The 19,356-nt window shown below is 69.5% G+C and carries 21 protein-coding genes and 1 pseudogene; 17 read left to right on the forward strand and 5 right to left on the reverse strand.

Features of this window, described 5'->3' with window-relative positions:
* Window positions 1–111: 111 nt before the first annotated feature.
* The 3 genes from sppA to aroE all read left to right on the forward strand — a co-directional run bounded on the left by sppA (window position 112) and on the right by aroE (window position 3,201).
* A complete protein-coding gene (gene sppA / locus C461_RS01895) occupies window positions 112–1,047 on the forward strand; it encodes a signal peptide peptidase SppA (protein WP_007998154.1) in 936 nt (311 codons plus the stop codon).
* Window positions 1,048–1,155: 108 nt separating this feature from the next.
* Window positions 1,156–2,286, forward strand: coding sequence for a DUF373 family protein (locus C461_RS01900; protein WP_007998156.1), 1,131 nt, complete (start codon window positions 1,156–1,158; stop codon window positions 2,284–2,286).
* A 63-nt stretch (window positions 2,287–2,349) separates the two neighbouring features.
* A complete protein-coding gene (aroE, locus tag C461_RS01905; protein WP_007998158.1) occupies window positions 2,350–3,201 on the forward strand; it encodes a shikimate dehydrogenase in 852 nt (283 codons plus the stop codon).
* A 29-nt stretch (window positions 3,202–3,230) separates the two neighbouring features.
* Here aroE and C461_RS01910 read toward each other — a convergent pair whose 3' ends face one another.
* On the reverse strand, window positions 3,231–3,689 hold the full coding sequence (locus C461_RS01910; protein WP_007998160.1) for a hypothetical protein: 459 nt from the start codon (window positions 3,687–3,689) through the stop codon (window positions 3,231–3,233).
* Between the two features lie 137 nt (window positions 3,690–3,826).
* On the opposite strand from C461_RS01910, the gene C461_RS01915 reads away from it, so the two are divergent.
* The 8 genes from C461_RS01915 to ppk1 all read left to right on the forward strand — a co-directional run bounded on the left by C461_RS01915 (window position 3,827) and on the right by ppk1 (window position 12,622).
* Complete coding sequence (locus tag C461_RS01915; RefSeq protein WP_007998161.1) at window positions 3,827–4,510, forward strand: helix-hairpin-helix domain-containing protein; 684 nt, start codon at window positions 3,827–3,829, stop codon at window positions 4,508–4,510.
* Between the two features lie 135 nt (window positions 4,511–4,645).
* Entirely contained in the window at window positions 4,646–6,340 is a 1,695-nt protein-coding gene (locus tag C461_RS01920) for an anthranilate synthase component I family protein (RefSeq protein WP_049906207.1), read from the forward strand.
* Window positions 6,333–7,037 carry an anthranilate synthase component II gene (locus tag C461_RS01925; protein ID WP_007998163.1) on the forward strand — a complete coding sequence of 235 codons (705 nt, stop codon included), beginning with the start codon at window positions 6,333–6,335 and terminating at the stop codon, window positions 7,035–7,037. Before C461_RS01920 ends, C461_RS01925 begins: the two co-directional genes overlap by 8 nt.
* 5 nt (window positions 7,038–7,042) lie before the next feature.
* A complete protein-coding gene (locus tag C461_RS01930) occupies window positions 7,043–8,032 on the forward strand; it encodes an aminotransferase class IV (protein WP_007998164.1) in 990 nt (329 codons plus the stop codon).
* A gap of 50 nt (window positions 8,033–8,082) precedes the next feature.
* Window positions 8,083–8,682 (forward strand): DUF5789 family protein, encoded by a 600-nt coding sequence (locus C461_RS01935; RefSeq protein WP_007998165.1) that lies wholly within the window; start codon window positions 8,083–8,085, stop codon window positions 8,680–8,682.
* A gap of 183 nt (window positions 8,683–8,865) precedes the next feature.
* A complete protein-coding gene (locus C461_RS01940) occupies window positions 8,866–9,336 on the forward strand; it encodes a Rieske (2Fe-2S) protein (RefSeq protein WP_007998166.1) in 471 nt (156 codons plus the stop codon).
* Window positions 9,337–9,486: 150 nt separating this feature from the next.
* Entirely contained in the window at window positions 9,487–10,176 is a 690-nt protein-coding gene (locus tag C461_RS01945; RefSeq protein ID WP_007998167.1) for a metallophosphoesterase family protein, read from the forward strand.
* A gap of 16 nt (window positions 10,177–10,192) precedes the next feature.
* Window positions 10,193–12,622 carry a polyphosphate kinase 1 gene (gene ppk1, locus C461_RS01950; protein WP_239639080.1) on the forward strand — a complete coding sequence of 810 codons (2,430 nt, stop codon included), beginning with the start codon at window positions 10,193–10,195 and terminating at the stop codon, window positions 12,620–12,622.
* A 16-nt stretch (window positions 12,623–12,638) separates the two neighbouring features.
* On the opposite strand, the gene C461_RS01955 is transcribed toward ppk1, so the two are convergent.
* Window positions 12,639–13,085, reverse strand: a complete 447-nt coding sequence (locus tag C461_RS01955) for a DUF5788 family protein (protein WP_007998170.1) — start codon at window positions 13,083–13,085, stop codon at window positions 12,639–12,641.
* Between the two features lie 135 nt (window positions 13,086–13,220).
* Between C461_RS01955 and C461_RS01960 the strand changes: the two genes are divergently transcribed.
* Window positions 13,221–14,021 carry a YkgJ family cysteine cluster protein gene (locus tag C461_RS01960; protein WP_007998172.1) on the forward strand — a complete coding sequence of 267 codons (801 nt, stop codon included), beginning with the start codon at window positions 13,221–13,223 and terminating at the stop codon, window positions 14,019–14,021.
* Between the two features lie 30 nt (window positions 14,022–14,051).
* On the opposite strand, the gene C461_RS01965 is transcribed toward C461_RS01960, so the two are convergent.
* Window positions 14,052–14,957: a dihydrodipicolinate synthase family protein gene (locus C461_RS01965; RefSeq protein ID WP_007998174.1), complete on the reverse strand. Its 906-nt coding sequence runs from the start codon at window positions 14,955–14,957 to the stop codon at window positions 14,052–14,054.
* A gap of 93 nt (window positions 14,958–15,050) precedes the next feature.
* On the opposite strand from C461_RS01965, the gene C461_RS01970 reads away from it, so the two are divergent.
* Complete coding sequence (locus tag C461_RS01970; RefSeq protein WP_007998175.1) at window positions 15,051–15,491, forward strand: TRAM domain-containing protein; 441 nt, start codon at window positions 15,051–15,053, stop codon at window positions 15,489–15,491.
* A gap of 39 nt (window positions 15,492–15,530) precedes the next feature.
* Here C461_RS01970 and C461_RS01975 read toward each other — a convergent pair whose 3' ends face one another.
* Window positions 15,531–16,274: a class I SAM-dependent methyltransferase gene (locus C461_RS01975; protein WP_007998178.1), complete on the reverse strand. Its 744-nt coding sequence runs from the start codon at window positions 16,272–16,274 to the stop codon at window positions 15,531–15,533.
* 281 nt (window positions 16,275–16,555) lie between these two features.
* On the opposite strand from C461_RS01975, the gene C461_RS01980 reads away from it, so the two are divergent.
* The 4 genes from C461_RS01980 to C461_RS01995 all read left to right on the forward strand — a co-directional run bounded on the left by C461_RS01980 (window position 16,556) and on the right by C461_RS01995 (window position 19,114).
* Window positions 16,556–16,828, forward strand: a complete 273-nt coding sequence (locus C461_RS01980) for a MarR family transcriptional regulator (protein ID WP_007344851.1) — start codon at window positions 16,556–16,558, stop codon at window positions 16,826–16,828.
* A 77-nt stretch (window positions 16,829–16,905) separates the two neighbouring features.
* Window positions 16,906–17,898 (forward strand): glycosyltransferase family 2 protein, encoded by a 993-nt coding sequence (locus C461_RS01985; RefSeq protein WP_007998180.1) that lies wholly within the window; start codon window positions 16,906–16,908, stop codon window positions 17,896–17,898.
* 96 nt (window positions 17,899–17,994) lie between these two features.
* Window positions 17,995–18,813, forward strand: a complete 819-nt coding sequence (hisF, locus tag C461_RS01990) for an imidazole glycerol phosphate synthase subunit HisF (RefSeq protein ID WP_007998182.1) — start codon at window positions 17,995–17,997, stop codon at window positions 18,811–18,813.
* Window positions 18,814–18,931: 118 nt separating this feature from the next.
* Complete coding sequence (locus C461_RS01995) at window positions 18,932–19,114, forward strand: DUF7511 domain-containing protein (RefSeq protein ID WP_049906208.1); 183 nt, start codon at window positions 18,932–18,934, stop codon at window positions 19,112–19,114.
* 89 nt (window positions 19,115–19,203) lie between these two features.
* Here C461_RS01995 and C461_RS16020 read toward each other — a convergent pair.
* Window positions 19,204–19,356: pseudogene (locus tag C461_RS16020) on the reverse strand (tyrosine decarboxylase MfnA); the annotation flags it as partial.

The following is a 19,356-nucleotide window of genomic DNA, read 5'->3' on the forward strand; positions in this document are numbered from 1 at the left end:
GATCGCGGGACGGTGATCGGGTGACGGCGATCGCGGTACCGGCGCCGATCAAGCACCGTCGACGTCGCCGTCAGCGACAGCTTATAAGCGGCCGCGCCATCAATCGACGGTATGGAACACGACGCGCGTTCGAACGGACGGAACCTTTTCGCGGCCGCCATGGTGGGCGCGGCCACGGCGTTCGCAGGCACGCGACTCGTCGCTCGACTCACCCGCGGCCGGTTCGGCGACGACGAGGCGTACAACGTCGCGAAGGTGTCGGTGTCGGGGCCGATCGCTCGCGACAAGGGCCGACCGTCGCCGCTCTCCAGGCCGGGCGGTCCGACCGCCGACGACGTCGTCGAACAGATCGAGGCGGCGGACGAGGACGAGGACGTGGAGGCGCTCGTCGTCGAGCTCAACACCCCCGGCGGCGAGGTGCTCCCGAGCGACGACATCCGGCGCGCCGCGGCCGCGTTCGACGGCCCGACGGTCGCGTACGCGACCGACCTGTGCGCGTCCGGCGGCTACTGGATCGCGAGCGGCTGCGACGAGCTGTGGGCGCGCGACGCGAGCCTCGTCGGCTCCATCGGCGTCGTCGGCTCCCGCCCGAACGCGGCCGGCCTCGCGGACAAGCTCGGTATCTCCTACGAGCAGTTCACGGCCGGCGAGTACAAGGACGCGGGGGTCCCGCTGCGCGAGATCGAGGACGACGAGCGCGAGTACCTGCAGGGGATCATCGACGGCTACTACGAGCAGTTCGTCGAGACCGTCAGCGAGGGCCGCGACATGGACCCCGAGGCGGTCCGCGAGACGGAGGCCCGCGTCTACCTCGGCACCGACGCCTTGGAGCTCGGACTCGTCGACGAGCTCGGCACCGAAGACGACGTCGAGGACCGGCTCGAATCGCTGATCGGTGCGGAGCCCGAGGTCCGCGAGTTCACGCCCGAACGCGGGCTGGCGGAGCGGCTCGGGATCGGCACCGAGCGGGTCGCGTTCGCCGCCGGCAGCGGCGTCGCGAGCGTGTTCGCGGACGACGGCGGAGACGTCGACGTCGAACTGCGCTAGGCCGGCCGGGCGCCGGACCGGTCGCCGGATCGGCCGCCCGATCAGCACGCGACGCGTCGATCCCCGGCGACGGGGAGCTTTTTATTCGGTCGGATAGTGAGTCGAGGTGTGACGACGCTGGTCATCTGTATCGATCGCTCGGGGGCGATCGGCCGGGCCACCAACGTCCCGATGCCGGTCGCCGGCTGGGAGGCGGTCCGGTCGCTCGTCACAGACGCCGGGCTCAGCGACCCGGAGGACGCCAGCGTCAACTGTCTGCTCGAATCCCTGCGCGTCGCGCGCGACCTCCGTGACGAGCGCGAGGAGTCGGTCGTCGCGGTGGTCTCCGCCGAGAGCGAGTCCGCGATCGGTGCCGACCGGTCGATCGCCGCCCAGCTCGATGACCTCGTCGACCGGTACGACCCGCGCGCCGCGATCGTCGTGGTCGACTCCGCCGAGGACGAGCAGGTGCTCCCGATCGTGGAGTCGCGGATGCCGGTCGACTCGGTCGACCGCGTCGTCGTCCGACAGGCCCGCGACATCGAGTCGACGTACTACCTGCTCAAGCAGTTCCTCGCCGACGAGCAGCTCCGCTCGACGATTCTCGTCCCCTTCGGGACCGCGCTCCTCCTCTTGCCCGTGTTGTTCTACTACTTTTCGGCGGGGACGGCGGTCGCGGGCGTGGCGGGACTGCTCGGCGCCGCGCTCCTGTACAAGGGGCTCGCGATCGACCGATTCGTCGCCGGCATGCCCGAACGGATCCGGGAGGCGCTGTACGCCGGGCAGGTCTCGATCGTGACGTACGTCGTCGCGGGCGGGCTCACGCTCGTCGGCGGCTTCTTCGGCGTGCTGGCCGCCTCCGAACTCGGCGCCGACGCCCCTCGGATCGTCGAGGTCATGGAGTTCACGTACGCGGCGGTGCCGTGGTTCGCGATCGCGGGCGTGACCGCGGCCGTCGGGCGCCTCCTCGACGAACTGATCCGCGACGAGGGGATCCGAACGCCGTACCTCAACCTCCCGTTCGTCATCGCCGCCGTCGCGCTCGTCGTCCGCGGGTTCGCGGGCTACTTCCTCGCGCAGGAGGCGATCCTCGACCCGCTCGAAATGATGGGCGTCGTCGTGAGTCCCGTCGAGCGGCTCGCCGCGTTCATCGTCGCGGGGATCGTCGTCTCGCTCGTCGGCGTCAAACTCGCCAGCGACGTGGGGACGGAGACGCTCGAGGACGTCATCGACACTGACCGCGGCGCCGACGGGAAGTGACCGCGACCGCGCCCAAGTATCGCGACCGCGCCGCTTTTGTCGCTCGCGGTCGCGTGAGCGCTCATGGACGTGTACGGACTGATCGGGAACCCGGTCGGCCACTCGCTGTCGCCGCCGCTGCACGAGGCCGCTTACGAGACGCTCGGAATCGACGCGCGCTACGTGACCTTCGAGCCGGATGCCGACGGCGCCGTCGAGGCGATCGAGGGCGCCGCCGCGCTCGGCGTCGCCGGGCTCAACGTCACGATCCCGTTCAAGCGGGACGTCGTCGACGCAGTCGACGCCGACCCCCTCGCCGAGCGGATCGGCGCGGTCAACACGGTCGACTTCGGGGCGGTCGCCGACGGGAGCGCCGGCGGGAGCGGCGACGGCGCCGCCGCCGACCGCCCCCGCGGCTACAACACCGACGCGGCCGGCGTCACGCGGGCGTTCGAGCACCACGACGTCGCGCTCGACGGCGCGGACGCGGTCGTCGTCGGCGCGGGCGGCGCGGGCCGCGCGGCGGCGTTCGCGCTGGCCGACGCCGGCGCGACCGTCCACGTCGCGAACCGGACCGCCGAGCGGGCCGTCTCGCTCGCGGCCGACGTACCGGACGCGACCGGTGGCGGGCTCGGCGACGTGGGAGAGCGCCTCGCCGTCGCCGACGTGCTCGTGAACGCGACCAGCGTCGGGATGGACGACCCGGAGTCGACGCCGGTGTCGGCCGCGCACCTCCACGGCGACTTGGCCGTGCTCGACGCGGTGTACGCGCCGATCGAAACGCGGCTCTTACGGGAGGCGGCCGCCGCGGGCGCGACGACCGTCGACGGGGCGTGGATGCTGCTGTTTCAGGGCGTCGAGGCGTTCGAGATATGGACGGGCGAGGACGCGCCCGTCGAGGCGATGAACGCGGCGCTGCGGGCGGAACTGGCGTGAGAGAACCGTCGCGAAGACCCGCGAGCTAGTTATAAGAGCGTCGGGCTCGCGAGCAACCCGGCCGTGAGCAGGAGGACGACGGAGAGCCCGGCGGCGCCGTAGAAGAACGGTTTCGCGTCGCGTGCGGGTTCGCGTAGCTTCCCGGCGTCGACGCCCGAGAGCAGCTTTCCGCTCGCGACCTCGACGAGACCGGTGATGACGAACCAGAGCGCGAGCATCGTCAACACGAGGTGGCCCCGGCCGCTGCCGGTGAGCGACTCGAACGTGTACAGCGTCCCGGCCATGTGGCCGCCGGAGGCGACGAAGGCGACTGCGGCGATGCGGGTGATCCACCGGAGTCGGCCGACGATTCCGGCGAGCGCGTCGCCGCCGATATCGCCGCGAAGCGCCGACGGGAGCACGGCCACCGCGACGAACAACACGCTGCCGGTCCAGAGCACTGCGAAGGCGACGTGGACCGACCACATCACCGGATTGAGAACGTCCATATCTACCGATCGGTCCGGCGACACTTATAAGCCGGCGAGACGACGGCGTCGCCGTCGGCCGCTTCGTGGCAACGGGGCGAGGCGATATCTCGACAGGCCGACGGTTTTTAAATATCTCGCGCGTTTACCGGGGGATAATGGCCCTACTGCAGAAGATCAAAGAGAAACTCGGATTCGGTACTGGCGGCGATGACTCCGGATCCGGCGGCGGAGAGACGACGGTAACCGTCGAACACGGCACGGCAGACGACGCCGACGACACGCCGGTCAGCACGGAAGCGAGTGGCGTCGAGACCGCGGAGCCGGACGCGTCGGAGTCAGAAGCGCTGGAGCCGGACGCGTCGGAGCCGGCGGACGAGGCCGACGTCGCTGACGAGACCGGCGTCGCTGACGAGAGCGATGCCGACGACGACGTCGACATCGACGACACCGACGACGAGGAGGACAGCGTCGTTGTCGAGGACGCAGAGAGCGACGGCGAGGCGGTCGCGGTCGACGAAGACGATGACGCAGCGATCGGGGACGACGGCACGGCTGTCGAGGGGTTAGAGGACGAGAGCGGGGACGACGAAGACGCTCACGAGGCGGAAGCCGACTCCGAGACATTGGATTCCGAAGACGGCGGCGCCGTCCCGAGCGACGAGGGCACTCCGGTCGAGCAGATCAAGGGCATCGGCCCGGCGTACGCCGAACGGCTCGCCGAAATCGACATCCACAGCGTCGAGGAACTCGCCGCGGCCGACGCGACGGCGGTCGCCGAGGGAACCAGCGTCGGCGAGAGCCGCGCCGCGACGTGGATCGATCGGGCACGGGAGTTCTGACGCGAACGGCGCGGACCGTCGGGCGTTACTGACTGACTGACCGCCACCGCCGCTGACCGACCGGCGGTGCCGCTGACCGGGCGACGGCGGACCCCCGACCGCAACTGTTTCGTCGCCGCCGCCGAACCGTCTCCCATGCAGCGATCGGCACACACCGACCGAGACCGGTTCCGCGAGGTCGCCGCCGCGGCGCCGGCGGGCGCCCGCGTCCCGGTCGAGGTCCGGGTCGCCGTCGACGACCCGTTCGCGGCCTACAAGCGGGCCCGAGACGGTCCGGGCGGCTTCTTTTACGAGACCACCGGCGGGCAACCCGGGTGGGGGTACTTCGGCGTCGACCCCGTCGAGCGGCTCACCGTCTCGAACGACGCGGTCGTCGCTCGCGCGAGCGCCCCCGGAGGCGACTACCGTCGCCCGAGCCCGACGCTCGCGGCGCTCGAGGGCCTCGTCGACGGCGAGGCCCTCCGGCGGGGCGACTGCGACGTGCCGTACCCCTGCGGCGCGTTCGGCTGGCTCTCCTACGACGCCGCCCGCGAGCTAGAGGCGTTCCCGCCGGCCGCGCCCGACGGGCCGGGAGCCGTCGACGACCGCGGGCTCCCCCGGCTACAGATCGGCGTCTTCGACCGGGTCGCGGCCTGGGAGTGCCCGATTCCGGACGCGGGGGACGCGGAGGACGCCGAAGGCGGCGGCTCGCCGGTCACCCTCCGCGTGACCGCCTGTCCGCGGGTGCCGGGCGGACTCGACGGCCCGAACGCCGACCGCGACGCGCTCGATGCGCTGTTCGAGGCGGGCGTCGAGCGGGCGACCGATCTCGTCGACCGCATCGAGACGGGGGACCCGGACACCGGTCCGGCGCCCGCCCCAGACGCGTCGACGGCGACGTTCGAGAGCGATGTGGGGCGAGACGGGTACGCGGAGGCGGTTCGACGGGTGAAAGCGGAGATCCGCGAGGGCGACACCTTTCAGGCGAACGTCTCACAGCGGCTGCGGGCGCCGGCGGCGGTCCACCCGGTCGCGGCCTACGACGCGCTGCGAGCGGTGAACCCCGCGCCGTACTCGGGGCTCGTGGAGTTCGCGCGCGGCGGGTCCGGCGCCGACCTCGTGAGCGCGAGCCCGGAGCTACTGCTCGAGCGGATCCCCTCCGACGGCGAGGCGGGGGGCAACGAGGCGGCCGATGGCGACGGCGACGACCCCGGCGACTGCGGCGACCGCGGTGCCCGCCTCGTTACGGAGCCGATCGCGGGGACCCGCCCGCGCGGGGAGACGCCGGCGGCGGACGCGGCCTTGGAGGCGGAGCTGACCGGCGACGCGAAGGAGCGCGCCGAGCACGCGATGTTAGTCGACCTCGAACGCAACGACCTCGGGAAGGTCTCTCGGTTCGGCACGGTCGACGTGACGGAGTACCGCCGCGTCGACCGGTACAGCGAGGTGATGCACCTCGTGAGCCTCGTCGAGGGCGAGGCGCGCCCGGACGTCGGGCTCGCGGACGCGGTCGCCGCGTGCTTCCCGGGCGGGACGATCACGGGCGCGCCCAAGCCGCGGACGATGGCGATCATCGACGAGTTGGAGGCGACGCGGCGCGGCCCCTACACCGGCTCGATGCTCGCGGCGGGGTTCGACGGACGCGCGACGCTCAACATCGTCATCCGGACGCTGGTCCGGCGCGCGGACGAGTACCACCTGCGCGTCGGTGCCGGGATCGTCCACGACTCCGATCCGGACGCCGAGTACGAGGAGACGCTCGCGAAGGCGCGCGCGCTCGTGACCGCGATCGACGAGGCGCTCGCGGCCGGCGAGATGGCCGTCGACGGCCGGGAGGCGACCGATGACTGATCGAGCCGACCGAAACCGCGTCGCCGACTCCACCGGCGACTCCACCGGCGACTCCATCGACGACGCCGTTGGAGATTCCACCGAAGCGGGGTGGCGCCCCGGCGTCGGCGACTCGGACGCCCGGATCCTCGTCGTCGACAACTACGACTCGTTCGCGTACAACCTCGTCCAGTACGTCGGCGAGGTCGCCGGGGCAGTGACGGTCCGGCGGAACGACGCGGTCGACCTGGCGGGGATCCGCGCGCTCGACCCCGACGGCGTGGTCGTCTCGCCCGGCCCGGGGACGCCCGCCGAGGCCGGCGTCTCCACGGCCGTCTTCGACCTCGACCGCCCCGTCTTCGGCGTCTGTCTCGGCCATCAGGCGATGTGCGCGAACCGCGGGAGCCGGGTCACTCACGCCCCGGAGGTCGTTCACGGGAAGCCGTCGACGATCACTCACGACGGCGCGGGCGTGTTCGCGGGGCTCCCCGACCGGCTCCGGGTCGGGCGGTACCACTCGCTGTGCGTCGAGCGCGACGACCTTGCGGACGACCTCGTCGAGACCGCCCGAACGGAGGACGAACGCGAGGTCGTCATGGGCGTCCGCCACCGCGAGAAACCCCACGTCGGCGTGCAGTTCCACCCCGAGAGCATCCTCACGCCGCGCGGGAAGGCGATGGTCGAAAACTTCGTCGCGACGTGTGAGGGCGAGCGGTGAGCCCCATGCGTGACGACGCCGACGCCGCCGACCCTTCCGAACGCGTCTACCACGTCGACGGCGACCTCGTCCCCGCGGACGAGGCGGTCGTCTCGGTCGAGGACCGCGGGTTCGCCTACGGCGATGCGGCCTTCGAGACGATGCGCGCGTACGGCGGCGATCTCTTCCGCTGGGCCGACCACGCCGACCGGCTGGCGAACACGTGCGAGACGCTCGCGTTGGACCACGGCCTGTCGGACGAAGACCTCAAACGGCGGATCGACGAGACGCTCGCCGCCAACGAGCTCGACGACGCCTACGTGAAGTGCTCGATCACCCGCGGGATCCAGCCGGGGACGCTCGACCCGCACCCCGAGGTCGACCCGACCGTGGTCGTCATCGCGAAGCCGCTCCCTCGCGGTGGCGTCGACTCCGAACCGGTATACGACGGCCCGGCCACGATTCAGACGACGAAGACCCGGAAGCCGTCGTCGCGGGCGCTGCCGGCGGACGCCAAGACCCACAACTACCTCAACGGGATCCTCGCGCGGTTGGAGCTGCGCGTGACGGGCGCCGACGAGGCGCTGATGCTCGACCCCGACGGCAACGTCGCCGAGGGCGCCACCTCGAACCTCTTTTTCGTCGACGGCACCGCGCTGAAGACCCCCTCGCTCGACGGGCCGATCCTGCCCGGCGTCACCCGCAAGACGGTGATCGAGCTCGCCGAGGAGGAGGGGATACCGGTCGAGGAGGGCACGTACGCGCCCGACGCGGTGCGAGAGGCCGACGAGGTCTTCCTGACGAACTCGACGTGGGAGATCCGACCGGTCGCGCGAGTGGACGGGATCGCGGTTGGCGGAGCAGACAGTGGGGCGGGAGGCAGTGGAGCGGGAGGCAGCGAGGCGGGAGGCGGCGCCACCGGCGACGAGGACACCGCCGGTCCGCTCACCGCCCTGCTCTCGGGGCTGTTCGATCGGCGGGTCGAAGAGCGGTACTACGACGGCGATCGCCGCTGATCCGACGGATCCGTCCACACTATTATGCCGTCAGCGGACATAGATGATGGATGGCCGACAATAAAGACGGACGAGAGAAACAGGCTGACGACGACGCTCGACGCCAGCGCGAGCGCGACATCGACGCGGAGCTGGCGCGCGGCGACGAGCCCGAACCACCGATCCCCGACTCGGAGCTCGAAGCGTTCGAGGCCGCGCTCGAATCGCTGTCGTTCCCGGAGACCGGCGCTGGGATCGTCGCGGCGGTCGGCGACCGCGAGATCGCCTCGGACTCGGGGACGCACACGGTCGCGGACCTGATTCCGGACGCCGACGTGGAGACCTTCGAGTCGCCCGCGGCGGTGCGCAAGCGAGTCCAGCGACCGACCGCCGCGGGTGCGCTGAAGCGGATCGCGGAGGCGGTGGCTGAGCTCCCGAACGAGGAGCTCGGACGCTCACAGCGCGACGCCTTCGAGCGGACGTTTCTGGAGCTGGCGGCGATCGACGCGGTCGACTACGATCAGGGGATCCGAGTCGTCGCCGACTGGACCGTCGATCAGATCCGCGAGCGCGAAGTGGTCCCCGGCTCCCGTGAGATCCGCCGACGCGCGGCGACGTACTGCCGCGACAACGGGTACGAAGTCAGCAACGACGAGTGGCTCGGGATCTAGATCGGAGCCCTCTGTGAGTCTCGTCCACGCTTCCGTCGTCACTTGAGCAGCCTTCGCCGATACTTAAAAATGGACGCGGGCGGTGGTGGCCGTGATTTATACCTGCTCGGCGGCGACGCGCCGGTGAGGCCCCGCTTCGGTCGAACGCGGAACGTTCAAACCGTCCGCTGGCCACGGACGGGTATGGACGCGGACCGCCGGATCGCCGCCGTCGAGGAGGTTCCCGAGGAGAGCACGCTGCTCGTGACGCTGCGCCCCGTCGACGCCGACGCGGTCGACGACGGCGAGGGCGACGTGGGCGAGGCCGAGGACGGCACCCCCGAAGCGGAGGCGATCCTCACGCGCGCGGCGAGCGAGATGCGCGCGTTCCGCAACTACTGTCAGCACTGGACCGACGTGCGCCTCGACAAGGACGACGGGGCGTTCGTCCGCAACGGCGAGGTGTTCTGTCAGAAACACGGCGCGACGTTCGAGGCCGACGGCGGGTACTGCAACTTCGGCCCCTGCGAGGGCGCCGTCTTGGAGCGCGTCGACGTGACCGTCGACGGCGACGCGGTGTACCTCACCGACGACGCCTACGAGTTCGTTCGCCTCGGTCCCGCCCGGCGCGACGGCGAGACGAGCGGCTCGCGGATCGACTTCACGGGGAACTGAGTTCCGGGCCGGACACGGCCGTCTTCGCGCCTGCGGCCATCGAGCGCGGCCACCGAACGCGGCCCGCGGGTGATTTTTCATTCGGATATATAGTGTTATATACCGTTCTTAGTGGTGTTTAATACCGAAACTGGCCCATACTCGGTCGTAATGGGTCGCTTCCACCCGGACGTCGAACCGCACCACCGCGAGATCGACCTCGACGAGTACGACGAGGCGTACATCGTCGGCGACGTGCACGGCTGTCCCGAGCCGCTCGACCGGCTGCTGTCGACACTCGACGTGACCGACGACGACCTCGTCGTGTTCGTCGGCGACCTCGTCCGGAAAGGCCCCGACAGCGCCGCGGTCGTCGAGCGCGTCCGCGAGTCGCCCAACATGTTCTCCGTCCGAGGGAACAACGAGGAGAAGCTGCTTCGCGGCGAGAAATCGCTCGACGGGCTGAGCGACGACGACCTCGCGTGGATCGAGTCGCTCCCGGTCGCGATCACGGTCGGGGAGAACCTCGTCGTCCACGGCGGCGTCGACCCCAGAGAGCCGCTGTCCGAGCACACTATCGACGACCTCCAGAACACTCGGTCGCTCGCGCCCGGCGGGAGCTACGACCCGCCGTACTGGTACGAGGAGTACGCCGGCCCGCCGCGGGTCTTCTTCGGACACACCGTCCTCGAGGAGCCGGTGATCTCCCAGTGGGCGATCGGACTCGACACCGGCTGTGTGTACGGCGGAACGCTGTCGGCGTACGACCTCCGGACGGAGACGATCACGTCGGTCCCGGCGCTTCGCGGCGGCGTCAACCGGAGCGACGAGAAGATCGTCGACGTGGCGAAGCTCGGCTGAGATGGAGGAGCCGAGCATGGCGGACGGCCGCGACGAGGACGCTGATACGGGTGACGGTACCGAGAGGTGTGACGACACCGAGACGAGCGACGGTACGGAAGCGAGCGACAGTACCGAGACCTGTGACGAGACGGAGGCGAGCGACAGTACCGAGACCTGTGACGAGACGGAGGCGAGCGACGAGCCGGAGTCCCGCGGCGTCGCTCTCTCGCCGGAAACGTGGCGAGACGCCGTCCCGCCGCGAACCCCCGCAATCGCGTCTGATTCGGTACCCGTCGACGAGCCGTTCGACCACGAGGGGTGGTACCTCAACCGCGAGCTCTCGGAGGTCGCGTTCCAGTGGCGCGTGCTCCACGAGGCGATCGACGACCGACAACCACCGCTCGAACGGCTCCGGTTCCTCTCGATCCTGACGCGCAACCTCGACGAGTTCTTCATGAAGCGGATCGGCGGGCTCAAACAGCAGATCGACGCCGGAATCACCGAGTCGACCGTCGACGGGGCGACGCCCCGCGAGCAGTGGGCCGACGCCCTCGAGATGGCCGGCGACCTGTTCGAAACGCAGTCGCGGTGCTACCACGAGGCCGTGAAGCCGGCCCTGCGTGAAGCCGGCGTGGCGATCCTCTCGTACGACGAGTTGGAGCGCGCAGAAGTCGACCACCTTCGAGACCGGTTCGAGTCTACCGTCTTACCGACGCTCACCCCGCTGACGTTCGACCCGGCCCACCCCTTCCCGTTCCTCTCGAACCTCTCGCTGTCGCTCGCCATCCGCACGCGAAAGCCCGACGGCACCGAGCGGTTCTCTCGGATCAAGGTGCCGGAGAACCTCCCGCGGTTGGTGCCTACCACCCCGGATTCGTCTTCCGACGCCGAAACGAGGGTCGTCCCGGTCGAACGCGTCATCGCCGCCAATCTCGACCTGGTGTTTCCGGACGTCGACATCGTCGACCACTCCACGTTCCGCGTGACGCGCAACGCCGAAGTCCGCCGCAACGAGGACGTCGCGGAGGGGCTGATCGAGCGGATCGAGGACGTGCTCCGACAGCGCCGGTTCGCGACGCTCGTCCGGCTCGAGGTCGACGAGGACACCTCCGAGGCGGTGCGCGACCTCCTCGTCGAGCATCTCGACGTCGACGAGCGGGAAGTGTTCGAGCGACGCGGGCCGCTCGCGTTGAGCGACTTCGGGACCCTCCACGACCTCGACGCGCCGGAGCTGAAGTTCCCGGCGTGGACGCCCCGGAAACACCCGCGATTCGCGGGATTGGACCCGAAACGCCCCGAAGAGATATTCGAGACGATCCGCGAACGGGACGCGCTCGTCCACCACCCGTACCACTCGTTTACCGACACCGTCCAGACGTTCCTTGACGCCGCCGCACGGGACCCGAACACGCTCGCGATCAAGGCGGCGATCTACCGGACTGCCCCCGACTCGCACGTCCTACAGAGCCTGATCGACGCCGCGAAGAACGGCAAACAGGTCGCGGTGATGGTCGAACTCAAGGCCCGGTTCGACGAGGAGAACAACCTCCGATGGGTGAAACGGCTCGAAGAGGAGGGGATACACGTCGCGTACGGAACCGTCGACCTCAAGACCCACAGCAAGGTCGCGCTCGCGGTCCGCGAGGAGGGCGACGACGTCCGCATCTACTCGCACGTCTCGACTGGCAACTACCACTCGGGGACCGCGAAGGGATACGTCGACCTCGGGCTGTTCACGGCCGACCGCGACATCGGGCAAGACCTCGTCCGACTGTTCAACTCCTTCACCGGACACTCTCGCAATCGGAGCTACCGGAAGCTCCTCGTCGCGCCCGAAACCCTTCGAGAACGGCTCTACGAGTTGATCGATCGCGAACGAGAGCACGCGATGGCGGGGCGTGACGGGCGCATCGTCGCGAAGATGAACGCCCTGGAAGACCCCGGTATCGTCGAGCGGCTGTACGAGGCGGCCGAGGCCGGCGTCGAGATCGACCTGATCGTCCGCGGGATCTGCCGGCTCCGTCCCGGTGTCGACGGCGTCACCGACACCGTGTCCGTCCACAGCGTCGTCGGGCGCTTCCTCGAACACTCGCGGATCCTCCGGTTCGACAACGCGGGCGACCCGGCGTACTTCATCGGCTCGGCCGACTGGATGACGCGGAATCTGGACCGGCGCGTCGAGGCGGTGACGCCCGTGGAGGACCCGAATCTCCGGGCGACGCTCGACGACGTGCTTTCGACGATGCTGGCCGACAACCGGCGTCGGTGGACGATGCGGTCGGACGGCAGCTACGTGCAGGAACGACCGGGGCGGGACGAAGAGACGCGCGACACGCACGAACAGCTAATGGAGCGGGCGCGGGAGAACACACCGGACGATCGGACGACTCCCGACCCCGAACCCCGACGCGAGCCGAGCGTCGACCTCGACGGCGTGTTCACCTCCGAGACCGATTCGAACTGACCGCGCCGACCGGCGGTCAGAACCGCGTCCGGCCGCCGGCCCCGCCACCGCCGTCGCGGCCGAGTGCCTTCTTTAAAAACCGCATCCAGCGCTTGCGGTCGGCCGTTTCCTGCCGTTTCGCCTCCGTCTCGGGGTCGGTCGCGCCGAGCCCCTCCAGGGCCTCCAGCGCGCGATCGATCCCGATGATCGACGCCGCGAGACGCTCACCCTCCGCGTAGCTCACCTCGTTCTCCTCGATCAGCTCCAGTCGCTCCAGCCGCTCGCGGCGGAGGTTCCGCTTGGCCCGCTCGACGCGGTCGCGCTCGCCGGGCGGTACCGTCTCCCGCCGCTTGATCTCGAAGACGAACGACTGCAGGTCGATCGACTCCTCCTGTATCTCTATCTCTTCGGGGATGTCGGCGCCCACCGTCGCGGCTTCCCGGTTGACCCGTTCGAGGAGGCCCTTCCGCTCGTACTCCTTCACGGCCGACTGATAGGGAGCGATCGCACTTCGCTCCTTCGGGCCGGAGCCGGTAGCGGCAGCGGGACCCGCCGTCGGTCACCCCGCCCGGCTCCGCCGAAAGGACGGCGTTAACCCGACTGCGGCGCAAGTAGGGGCATGGAATCGCTCGAAGCCGAACTTGCGCAGGCCCGCGCCCTCGACGTCGACGATCTCGCCGAGGCGATCGCGTCGATCGGCTTCGAGTGCACGCGCTGTGGCGGCTGCTGTACGGGTTACGCTCCCGACGAACCCGGCGGCGCGCCCGCCGGCGAGGGGACGGGAGAGGCGCCCGCCGGCGAGGGGACGGGAGAGGCGACCGATCGGGGCTGTCACGGCGCCGACACGGATCAGGAGCGCGAACCCCACACCGCGACCGTCTTTCCGGGCGAGATCCGGGACGTCGCCGCCGGGGCCGAGGAGGTCGGCGGCGAGTCGTACGACTGGCGCGACGTCGCCCGCCCGATGCCGTTCGGGCTCTCGGTGGGCGAAGACGGCGAGCCGAAGGGCGAGACGTTCGAGTGGGCGCTCGCGACCGACGACTGCGGCGACTGCACCTTCTACGAGGAGTCGGACGGGCGGGGCGCCTGTTCGGTTCACGACTCCCGGCCGCTGATCTGTCGGACCTACCCGTTCAGCGTCGCGCTCGACGGGACGACCCAACCGATGGGCGAGGCGGTCGACGCCGAGGGGATCGTCCGCGCACACGAGTGCGAGGGGCTCGGCCGAGACATCTCCCGCGAGGACGCCGAAGAGCTGGCCGCGGCGCTCAAAGAACGGGCGGTCCGCGAGCTGGAGGAGGCGATCGGCGTCCGCGACAACTACGACCCGGCGGCCGCCGAGCGCGCCGCCGGCGACGTGGTCGTCTTCGACTCCGAGGGGGCGAAAAACGCCGACGGGACGCCGATCGACGGGGACTGATCGCCGGATCGCCGTCCCGAACCGCGGGCCTTACACCGCGTCGAGCGCGGCGTCGACGTCGTCGCCGATCGCCTCCCGAGCTGCCGCGTCGGGGAGCGTGAGCGGTGGACGGACTCGCGGATCCGGAATGAATCCGCGGTGGGCCGCCGCGACCTTCGCGACAGGTGCGAACCCGTGGTCGCCACACCGGGTGAACAGCGGGGCGATCCCTCGGCGATGCAGCGCCAGCGCGCGGTCGTCGCCGCCGGCGCGGATCGCCTCGCGGAGCGCGACGAACACCTCGGGGATCGTTTGCGAGAGAGCGTGTATCCCCCCGTCGACGCCGAGCGACATGCTCGGGTAGAGCTGGGCGTCGACGCCTTGGAACACGGTGAACGACTCCGGCGTCCCGCGCAGGGTCGCGTCGAGCCCGGTGATGTCGCCGGTCGTGTCTTTCAGCCCGACGATCGACTCGCGGTCGGCGACCGCGGTGACGACGGACGCGTCGATCGGCTCTCCGACCGTCGAGGGGATGTCGTACAGGACCACCGGCAGCGGCGTCTCGTCGGCGATCGCCTCGAAGAACGCCCGCTGACCGCTCGGGTCCGTCGACGTGTGGTAGTACGGGAGCGTGACGAGCCCGGCGTCGGCGCCGACCGCGTCGGCAAGTCGGAGCCGGTCGAGCACGCCCGACACGGTCGTGTCCGCCGCCCCGGCGATCACGGGGACTCGGCCGTCGACCGCCTCGACGGTCGTCTCGACGACCGCGCGGTGCTCCTCGTCGGTGAGGCTGGCGAACTCGCCGGTCGTCCCGCAGGGGACCATTCCGTCGAGGCCGGCGTCGACGAGCGTCTCGACGTGACTCGCGAGCGCGTCGGTGTCGACGCCGCCCTCCGTGTCGAACGGGGTCACGATCGGTGGTGAGACGGCTCCGCGTCGAACGGTCAGATCGGTCATGATCCACCGTTCCGTCGGTGATGACAAAGGTGTTGGCCCCGGAACGGCGGTACAACTATACGAACTCGTTACCACGTACGGGTGAACTCTACTATGGAGATCTCAGAGAACCTCCTTTGTCTGTTCAGCGCCGACGTTCGCGAGGAAGACGGCGAGTACGTCGTCGACGTGCCGCGCCGCGAGGTCGAGACCGGCTCGGTGGAGCCGGGCGAGACGTATCGGGTCGCACTCATCTCGCGGTCAGCGGGCGCCGACGGCGCCGGCGGGGCCGAGCGCGACGGGGCATCGGCCAGCGGCGGAACCGACGTGTCGGCGTCTCGCGCCGACGACGGTCCGCAGCCGCCGGTCGAGCCGGGCGAGATGCGTTACGTCGAAATCGAAGACCTCGGCAAACAGGGCGACGGCATCGCTCGCGTCGAGCGCGGCTACGTGATCATCGTCCCCGACACCGACGTCGGCGAGCGCGTCAAAATCGAGATCACGGAAGTCAAGTCCAACTTCGCGGTCGGCGAAGTCGTCGACGAACTGCACTGAGTCGGGCGGCGTCCGCCCGGGGACGCTGCTGTCGGCCGATCAGGTGCTCGATCGGGCTGTCGATTCGGTGTCGTCCGGGATCCGCGAGTCCCAGTAGGAGACCGACGCGACGTAGTCGCCGGGGACCGTGTTCCCGATGAGTTCGTCGATCAGCCGGAACGGCTTCGCGACCGGGCCGGGAAGCTCCCGGTAGAACCCGTACGGCAACACGAAGTCGTGTTCCTCGTCGACGAGCGTGAGGTCGGCCTCTCCGAGCATCGCGGCGACCTGCCGCTCGGAGTAGAGCCGCGACCCCATCGGAAGCAACCACGTGTACAGCGTCCGCAGGCTGCGACGGTTGAACGTGTCGAAAAACACCTGATCGGCGCTCACGCGGCGCAGCTCTTTGAGGAACGGCACCGGGTCGTCCATCAGGTGGAAAAAGCGCATCGCCATCACGGTGTCGAAGTGATTGTCCGGGAACGGGAGCCGTGAGGCGTCGCCGCGGACGAACTCGACGGTGTCGGACAGACCGGCCGTCGAGGCCTTCTTCCGTCCTTGTTCGAGCATCTCTCGGGAGATGTCGAGTCCCACGATGTCGGCGCCCTGATCGGCGAGCATCGTGGTGAACCGACCGGTGCCGCAGGCGACCTCCAACACGCGGTGCCCCTCGTCGATCGGCCCGAGCGCGGAGAGGACGGCCGCTTTCTCGCGTCGATCGATGAGCTCTCCGCCGCCGGAGAACCGTACGTCTTCGTACTCTTCCGCGACCTCGTCGGCCTGGTACCAGTCCTGTCCCTTCACGTTGTCCGTACTGGAAGCCGGACCGACAAAACCGTACTGGATACGGTTCGACCGACCGCGCCACGACCGGAATGTGGTCGGGCCGTGACTCGGGGGTCGGACCGTGACCGGAGCGTGGTCAGACCGCGATCGGATCGCAACCGAGACGCATCTGAATATTGTGCCCGATCGATCGGGTTTGACGGTGCTCCGAGATGTGATATTAACACATTATATTATTCCAATCAGATTCCCCAATATGTAGCTAACCTTTACCAATACGCGGGCGCTTCTCATGAGACATGAGTACCAGTCCCGCGGAGACCGCCGACCAAGACCGCTTATCCGAGACCGAGTACCGCGACCGCTTACGCGAACTCCCCCCCAGCGCCAAACTCGTGGCGAAAGTACTGGAAGGCGACGCGCCGCTCTCGCAGGGCGGCCTCGCCGAGGAGTCGCTGCTGCCCGACCGGACCGTCCGCTACGCGCTCAACCGTCTCGAAGAGGAGGGGCTCGTCGACTCGCGGTACAGTTTCAAGGACGCGCGCAAGCAGGTGTACTACCTGACCATCTGACGTCCTCCCCCGACGTTAGAGCCGACACCGACCGAGCACGGAGCCCTTTTTAATCCCTCGTCCCGATAACGGCGTATATGGACCTCACGGTCGTCGTCCCGACCCTCAACGGTCGGGATCGGTTAGCCGCCTGCCTCGACGCCTTGGCGGCGCACGCGCCCGACGCGGAGGTGGTCGTGGCCAACGGCCCCTCCGCGGACGGGACGACCGGGATGGTACGCGACCGCGACGACGTCGACGTGCTGGTGGAGATCTCCGACCGAACGGTCAACGTCGCGCGCAACGCCGGGATCGAGGTGGCGAGCGGCGACGCGATCGCCTTGGTCGATTACGACGTGCGAATCGGCGACTCGTGGCGCACCGCCGTCGCCGCCGGGCTCGAAACGGCCGACGTGGTGACGGGCCCGGTGTCGTCGATCGAGCCGCGTTCGGCGGGCGAGGAAAGCGGATCCGACGGATCCGACGAACCAGCTGAATCCGATGGGTCCGACGGGCCCGAGGGGCCCGAGGGGCTCGACGGACCCGAACGGCGGACGATCGCCGGCCGCGAAGTCACGTACTTCCGGGGCGGAAACGTCGCGTTCCGCGCCGAGGCACTTCGGGACCTCGACGGCTTCGACGAGTATCTGCGAACCGGCGGCGCGCGTGACGCCGCCCACCGACTCGCTCGGCTGGACCGCTCCGTCACGTGGCGCGAGGACCTCGCGGTCACCAGGGAGCTACCGTCCCCGACGGCCGCCGACGGCGGCCGAACGGCCAGCGAGTGGGGATGGAAGTACCGCGCGCTCGCGTATCGCCTCCTGAAGAACTACGGGATCCGTCCCACCGTCGTCGGACGGACCGGCTCACACGCGCTGAAGGACGCGATCGGCGCCGCCGGCGACGTCGCGAAAGGCGAGTCGACGCCGTCGCGGTGGGCCGCGACCGGCCGAGACGTGCTCGTCGGGGTCCTCGGCGGCGGATCGGACGGGCTGGTGGCTCGCCGGCGCGATCGGAGCCCCGCGAGGAACCCGAACGGCATCTCGAAGCGGGCGGACCGCGCCGTCGCGAAGTACGACGAACGGGAGTGACGCGCGGGCCCGACGTGCGACGGTCGGGGACGACGAGCGAGCGCCTCCCCGACCCCGCGCCTTTTAACCGCCGCGGCCGTCAACGCACGGTAACGAATGGGACTCACGAAGCGGATCATTCCCTGTATCGACGTCGACCTCGACGACAGCGGCGACGCCGCGGTGTACACGGGCGTCAACTTCGAGAATCTCGAGTACACCGGCGACCCGGTCGAACTGGCGAAAAAGTACAACGAGGCGGGCGCCGACGAGTTCGTCTTCCTCGACATCACCGCGAGCGCGGACGGCCGGGAGACGATGCTCGACGTGGTGAACGCGGTCGCCGACGAGTGTTTCATCCCGCTCACGGTCGGCGGCGGCATCCGGACGAAAGCCGACATCAAGGAGACGCTCCGGGCCGGCGCGGACAAGGTCTCTATCACGACCGGCGCGCTCGAACGCCCCGAGCTCATCGAGGAGGGCGCGGCGGCGTTCGGCAGCCAGTGTATCGTCATCTCCGTCGACGCGCGCCGCCGGTACGACGACGAGGGCGAACACTTCTACGAGGACCCCGACGGCGAGACGGTGTGGTTCGAGTGCACCAAGAAAGGCGGCCGCGAAGGGACCGGGATCGACGCCGTCGCGTGGGCGATGGAGGCCGAGGAGCGCGGCGCCGGCGAACTGTTCGTCAACTCTATCGACATGGACGGAACGAAAGACGGGTACGACATCCCGCTGATGAAGGCGGTCTGCGACGCCGTCTCCACGCCCGTCATCGCCTCGTCGGGCTGTGGCGGTCCCGAGGACATGTACGAGGTGTTCACCGAAGCGAACGCCGACGCGGGGCTCGCCGCCTCCATCTTCCACTTCGGCGACTACTCGATCGAGGAGACGAAGCGGTACCTCGACGAGCGAGGCGTTCCCGTCCGATTGTAGGCGATCGGACGCAGTCTCGTTTCTGAATCGAACGAACAGTCGTCCACAACTGCCGTTGTTTCTGATTGTCTCGATCGAAACCAATACTTATTATCCCATGCCGAGCGAAGCGGCACGTATGTCCACGTCATCGACGCGTGTCCGTACCGGGCCACCCGAGATCGCCTGTAAACGGACCGACGACGGCTCTGGAGACGGGGAGGTGACGTTCTTCGAGCGCGACCGCGATCCCGACGATCGGACGACGCGCTGGATTACGGTCTCGGAATCGGACCTCGTGCCGGCCGACGAGTGGCGATAGGAACCCTCGATCGCGGCGCGTCCGCCGTTCGTCGGGCGCTCTGATTTTTGACGACGCCGAGGTCGTGCTCCGCCGTTCTCCCCGTCCGATCACCGTCTGATCCGGTCGAGATCCGCGACGAACGCCCGGAGCGTCTCGCGGGTGACGTGGGGCATACACACGACGCGTAGCTCTCCGGCCCCGGTCCGCGACACCTTCCAACCGGCCTCTCTGAGCGCGTCGAACTCCGCCTTGGGGACGGT

Origin of the sequence: Halorubrum aidingense JCM 13560 (assembly GCF_000336995.1) — an archaeon.
Classification (GTDB): domain Archaea; phylum Halobacteriota; class Halobacteria; order Halobacteriales; family Haloferacaceae; genus Halorubrum; species Halorubrum aidingense.

Bases quoted from the DNA above. Each gene is read 5' to 3' on its own strand.
- C461_RS01915 (WP_007998161.1), top strand. From the start codon at position 3,827: ATGGCCCTACTGCAGAAGATCAAAGAGAAACTCGGATTCGGTACTGGC.
- C461_RS01980 (WP_007344851.1), top strand. From the start codon at position 16,556: ATGAGTACCAGTCCCGCGGAGACCGCCGACCAAGACCGCTTATCCGAG.
- C461_RS01970 (WP_007998175.1), top strand. From the start codon at position 15,051: ATGGAGATCTCAGAGAACCTCCTTTGTCTGTTCAGCGCCGACGTTCGC.
- C461_RS01940 (WP_007998166.1), top strand. From the start codon at position 8,866: ATGGACGCGGACCGCCGGATCGCCGCCGTCGAGGAGGTTCCCGAGGAG.
- sppA (WP_007998154.1), top strand. From the start codon at position 112: ATGGAACACGACGCGCGTTCGAACGGACGGAACCTTTTCGCGGCCGCC.
- C461_RS01920 (WP_049906207.1), top strand. From the start codon at position 4,646: ATGCAGCGATCGGCACACACCGACCGAGACCGGTTCCGCGAGGTCGCC.
- C461_RS01930 (WP_007998164.1), top strand. From the start codon at position 7,043: ATGCGTGACGACGCCGACGCCGCCGACCCTTCCGAACGCGTCTACCAC.
- C461_RS01945 (WP_007998167.1), top strand. From the start codon at position 9,487: ATGGGTCGCTTCCACCCGGACGTCGAACCGCACCACCGCGAGATCGAC.
- C461_RS01960 (WP_007998172.1), top strand. From the start codon at position 13,221: ATGGAATCGCTCGAAGCCGAACTTGCGCAGGCCCGCGCCCTCGACGTC.
- hisF (WP_007998182.1), top strand. From the start codon at position 17,995: ATGGGACTCACGAAGCGGATCATTCCCTGTATCGACGTCGACCTCGAC.
- C461_RS01935 (WP_007998165.1), top strand. From the start codon at position 8,083: ATGGCCGACAATAAAGACGGACGAGAGAAACAGGCTGACGACGACGCT.
- C461_RS01995 (WP_049906208.1), top strand. From the start codon at position 18,932: ATGTCCACGTCATCGACGCGTGTCCGTACCGGGCCACCCGAGATCGCC.
- aroE (WP_007998158.1), top strand. From the start codon at position 2,350: ATGGACGTGTACGGACTGATCGGGAACCCGGTCGGCCACTCGCTGTCG.
- C461_RS01965 (WP_007998174.1), bottom strand. From the start codon at position 14,957: ATGACCGATCTGACCGTTCGACGCGGAGCCGTCTCACCACCGATCGTG.
- C461_RS01910 (WP_007998160.1), bottom strand. From the start codon at position 3,689: ATGGACGTTCTCAATCCGGTGATGTGGTCGGTCCACGTCGCCTTCGCA.
- ppk1 (WP_239639080.1), top strand. From the start codon at position 10,193: ATGGCGGACGGCCGCGACGAGGACGCTGATACGGGTGACGGTACCGAG.
- C461_RS01925 (WP_007998163.1), top strand. From the start codon at position 6,333: ATGACTGATCGAGCCGACCGAAACCGCGTCGCCGACTCCACCGGCGAC.
- C461_RS01985 (WP_007998180.1), top strand. From the start codon at position 16,906: ATGGACCTCACGGTCGTCGTCCCGACCCTCAACGGTCGGGATCGGTTA.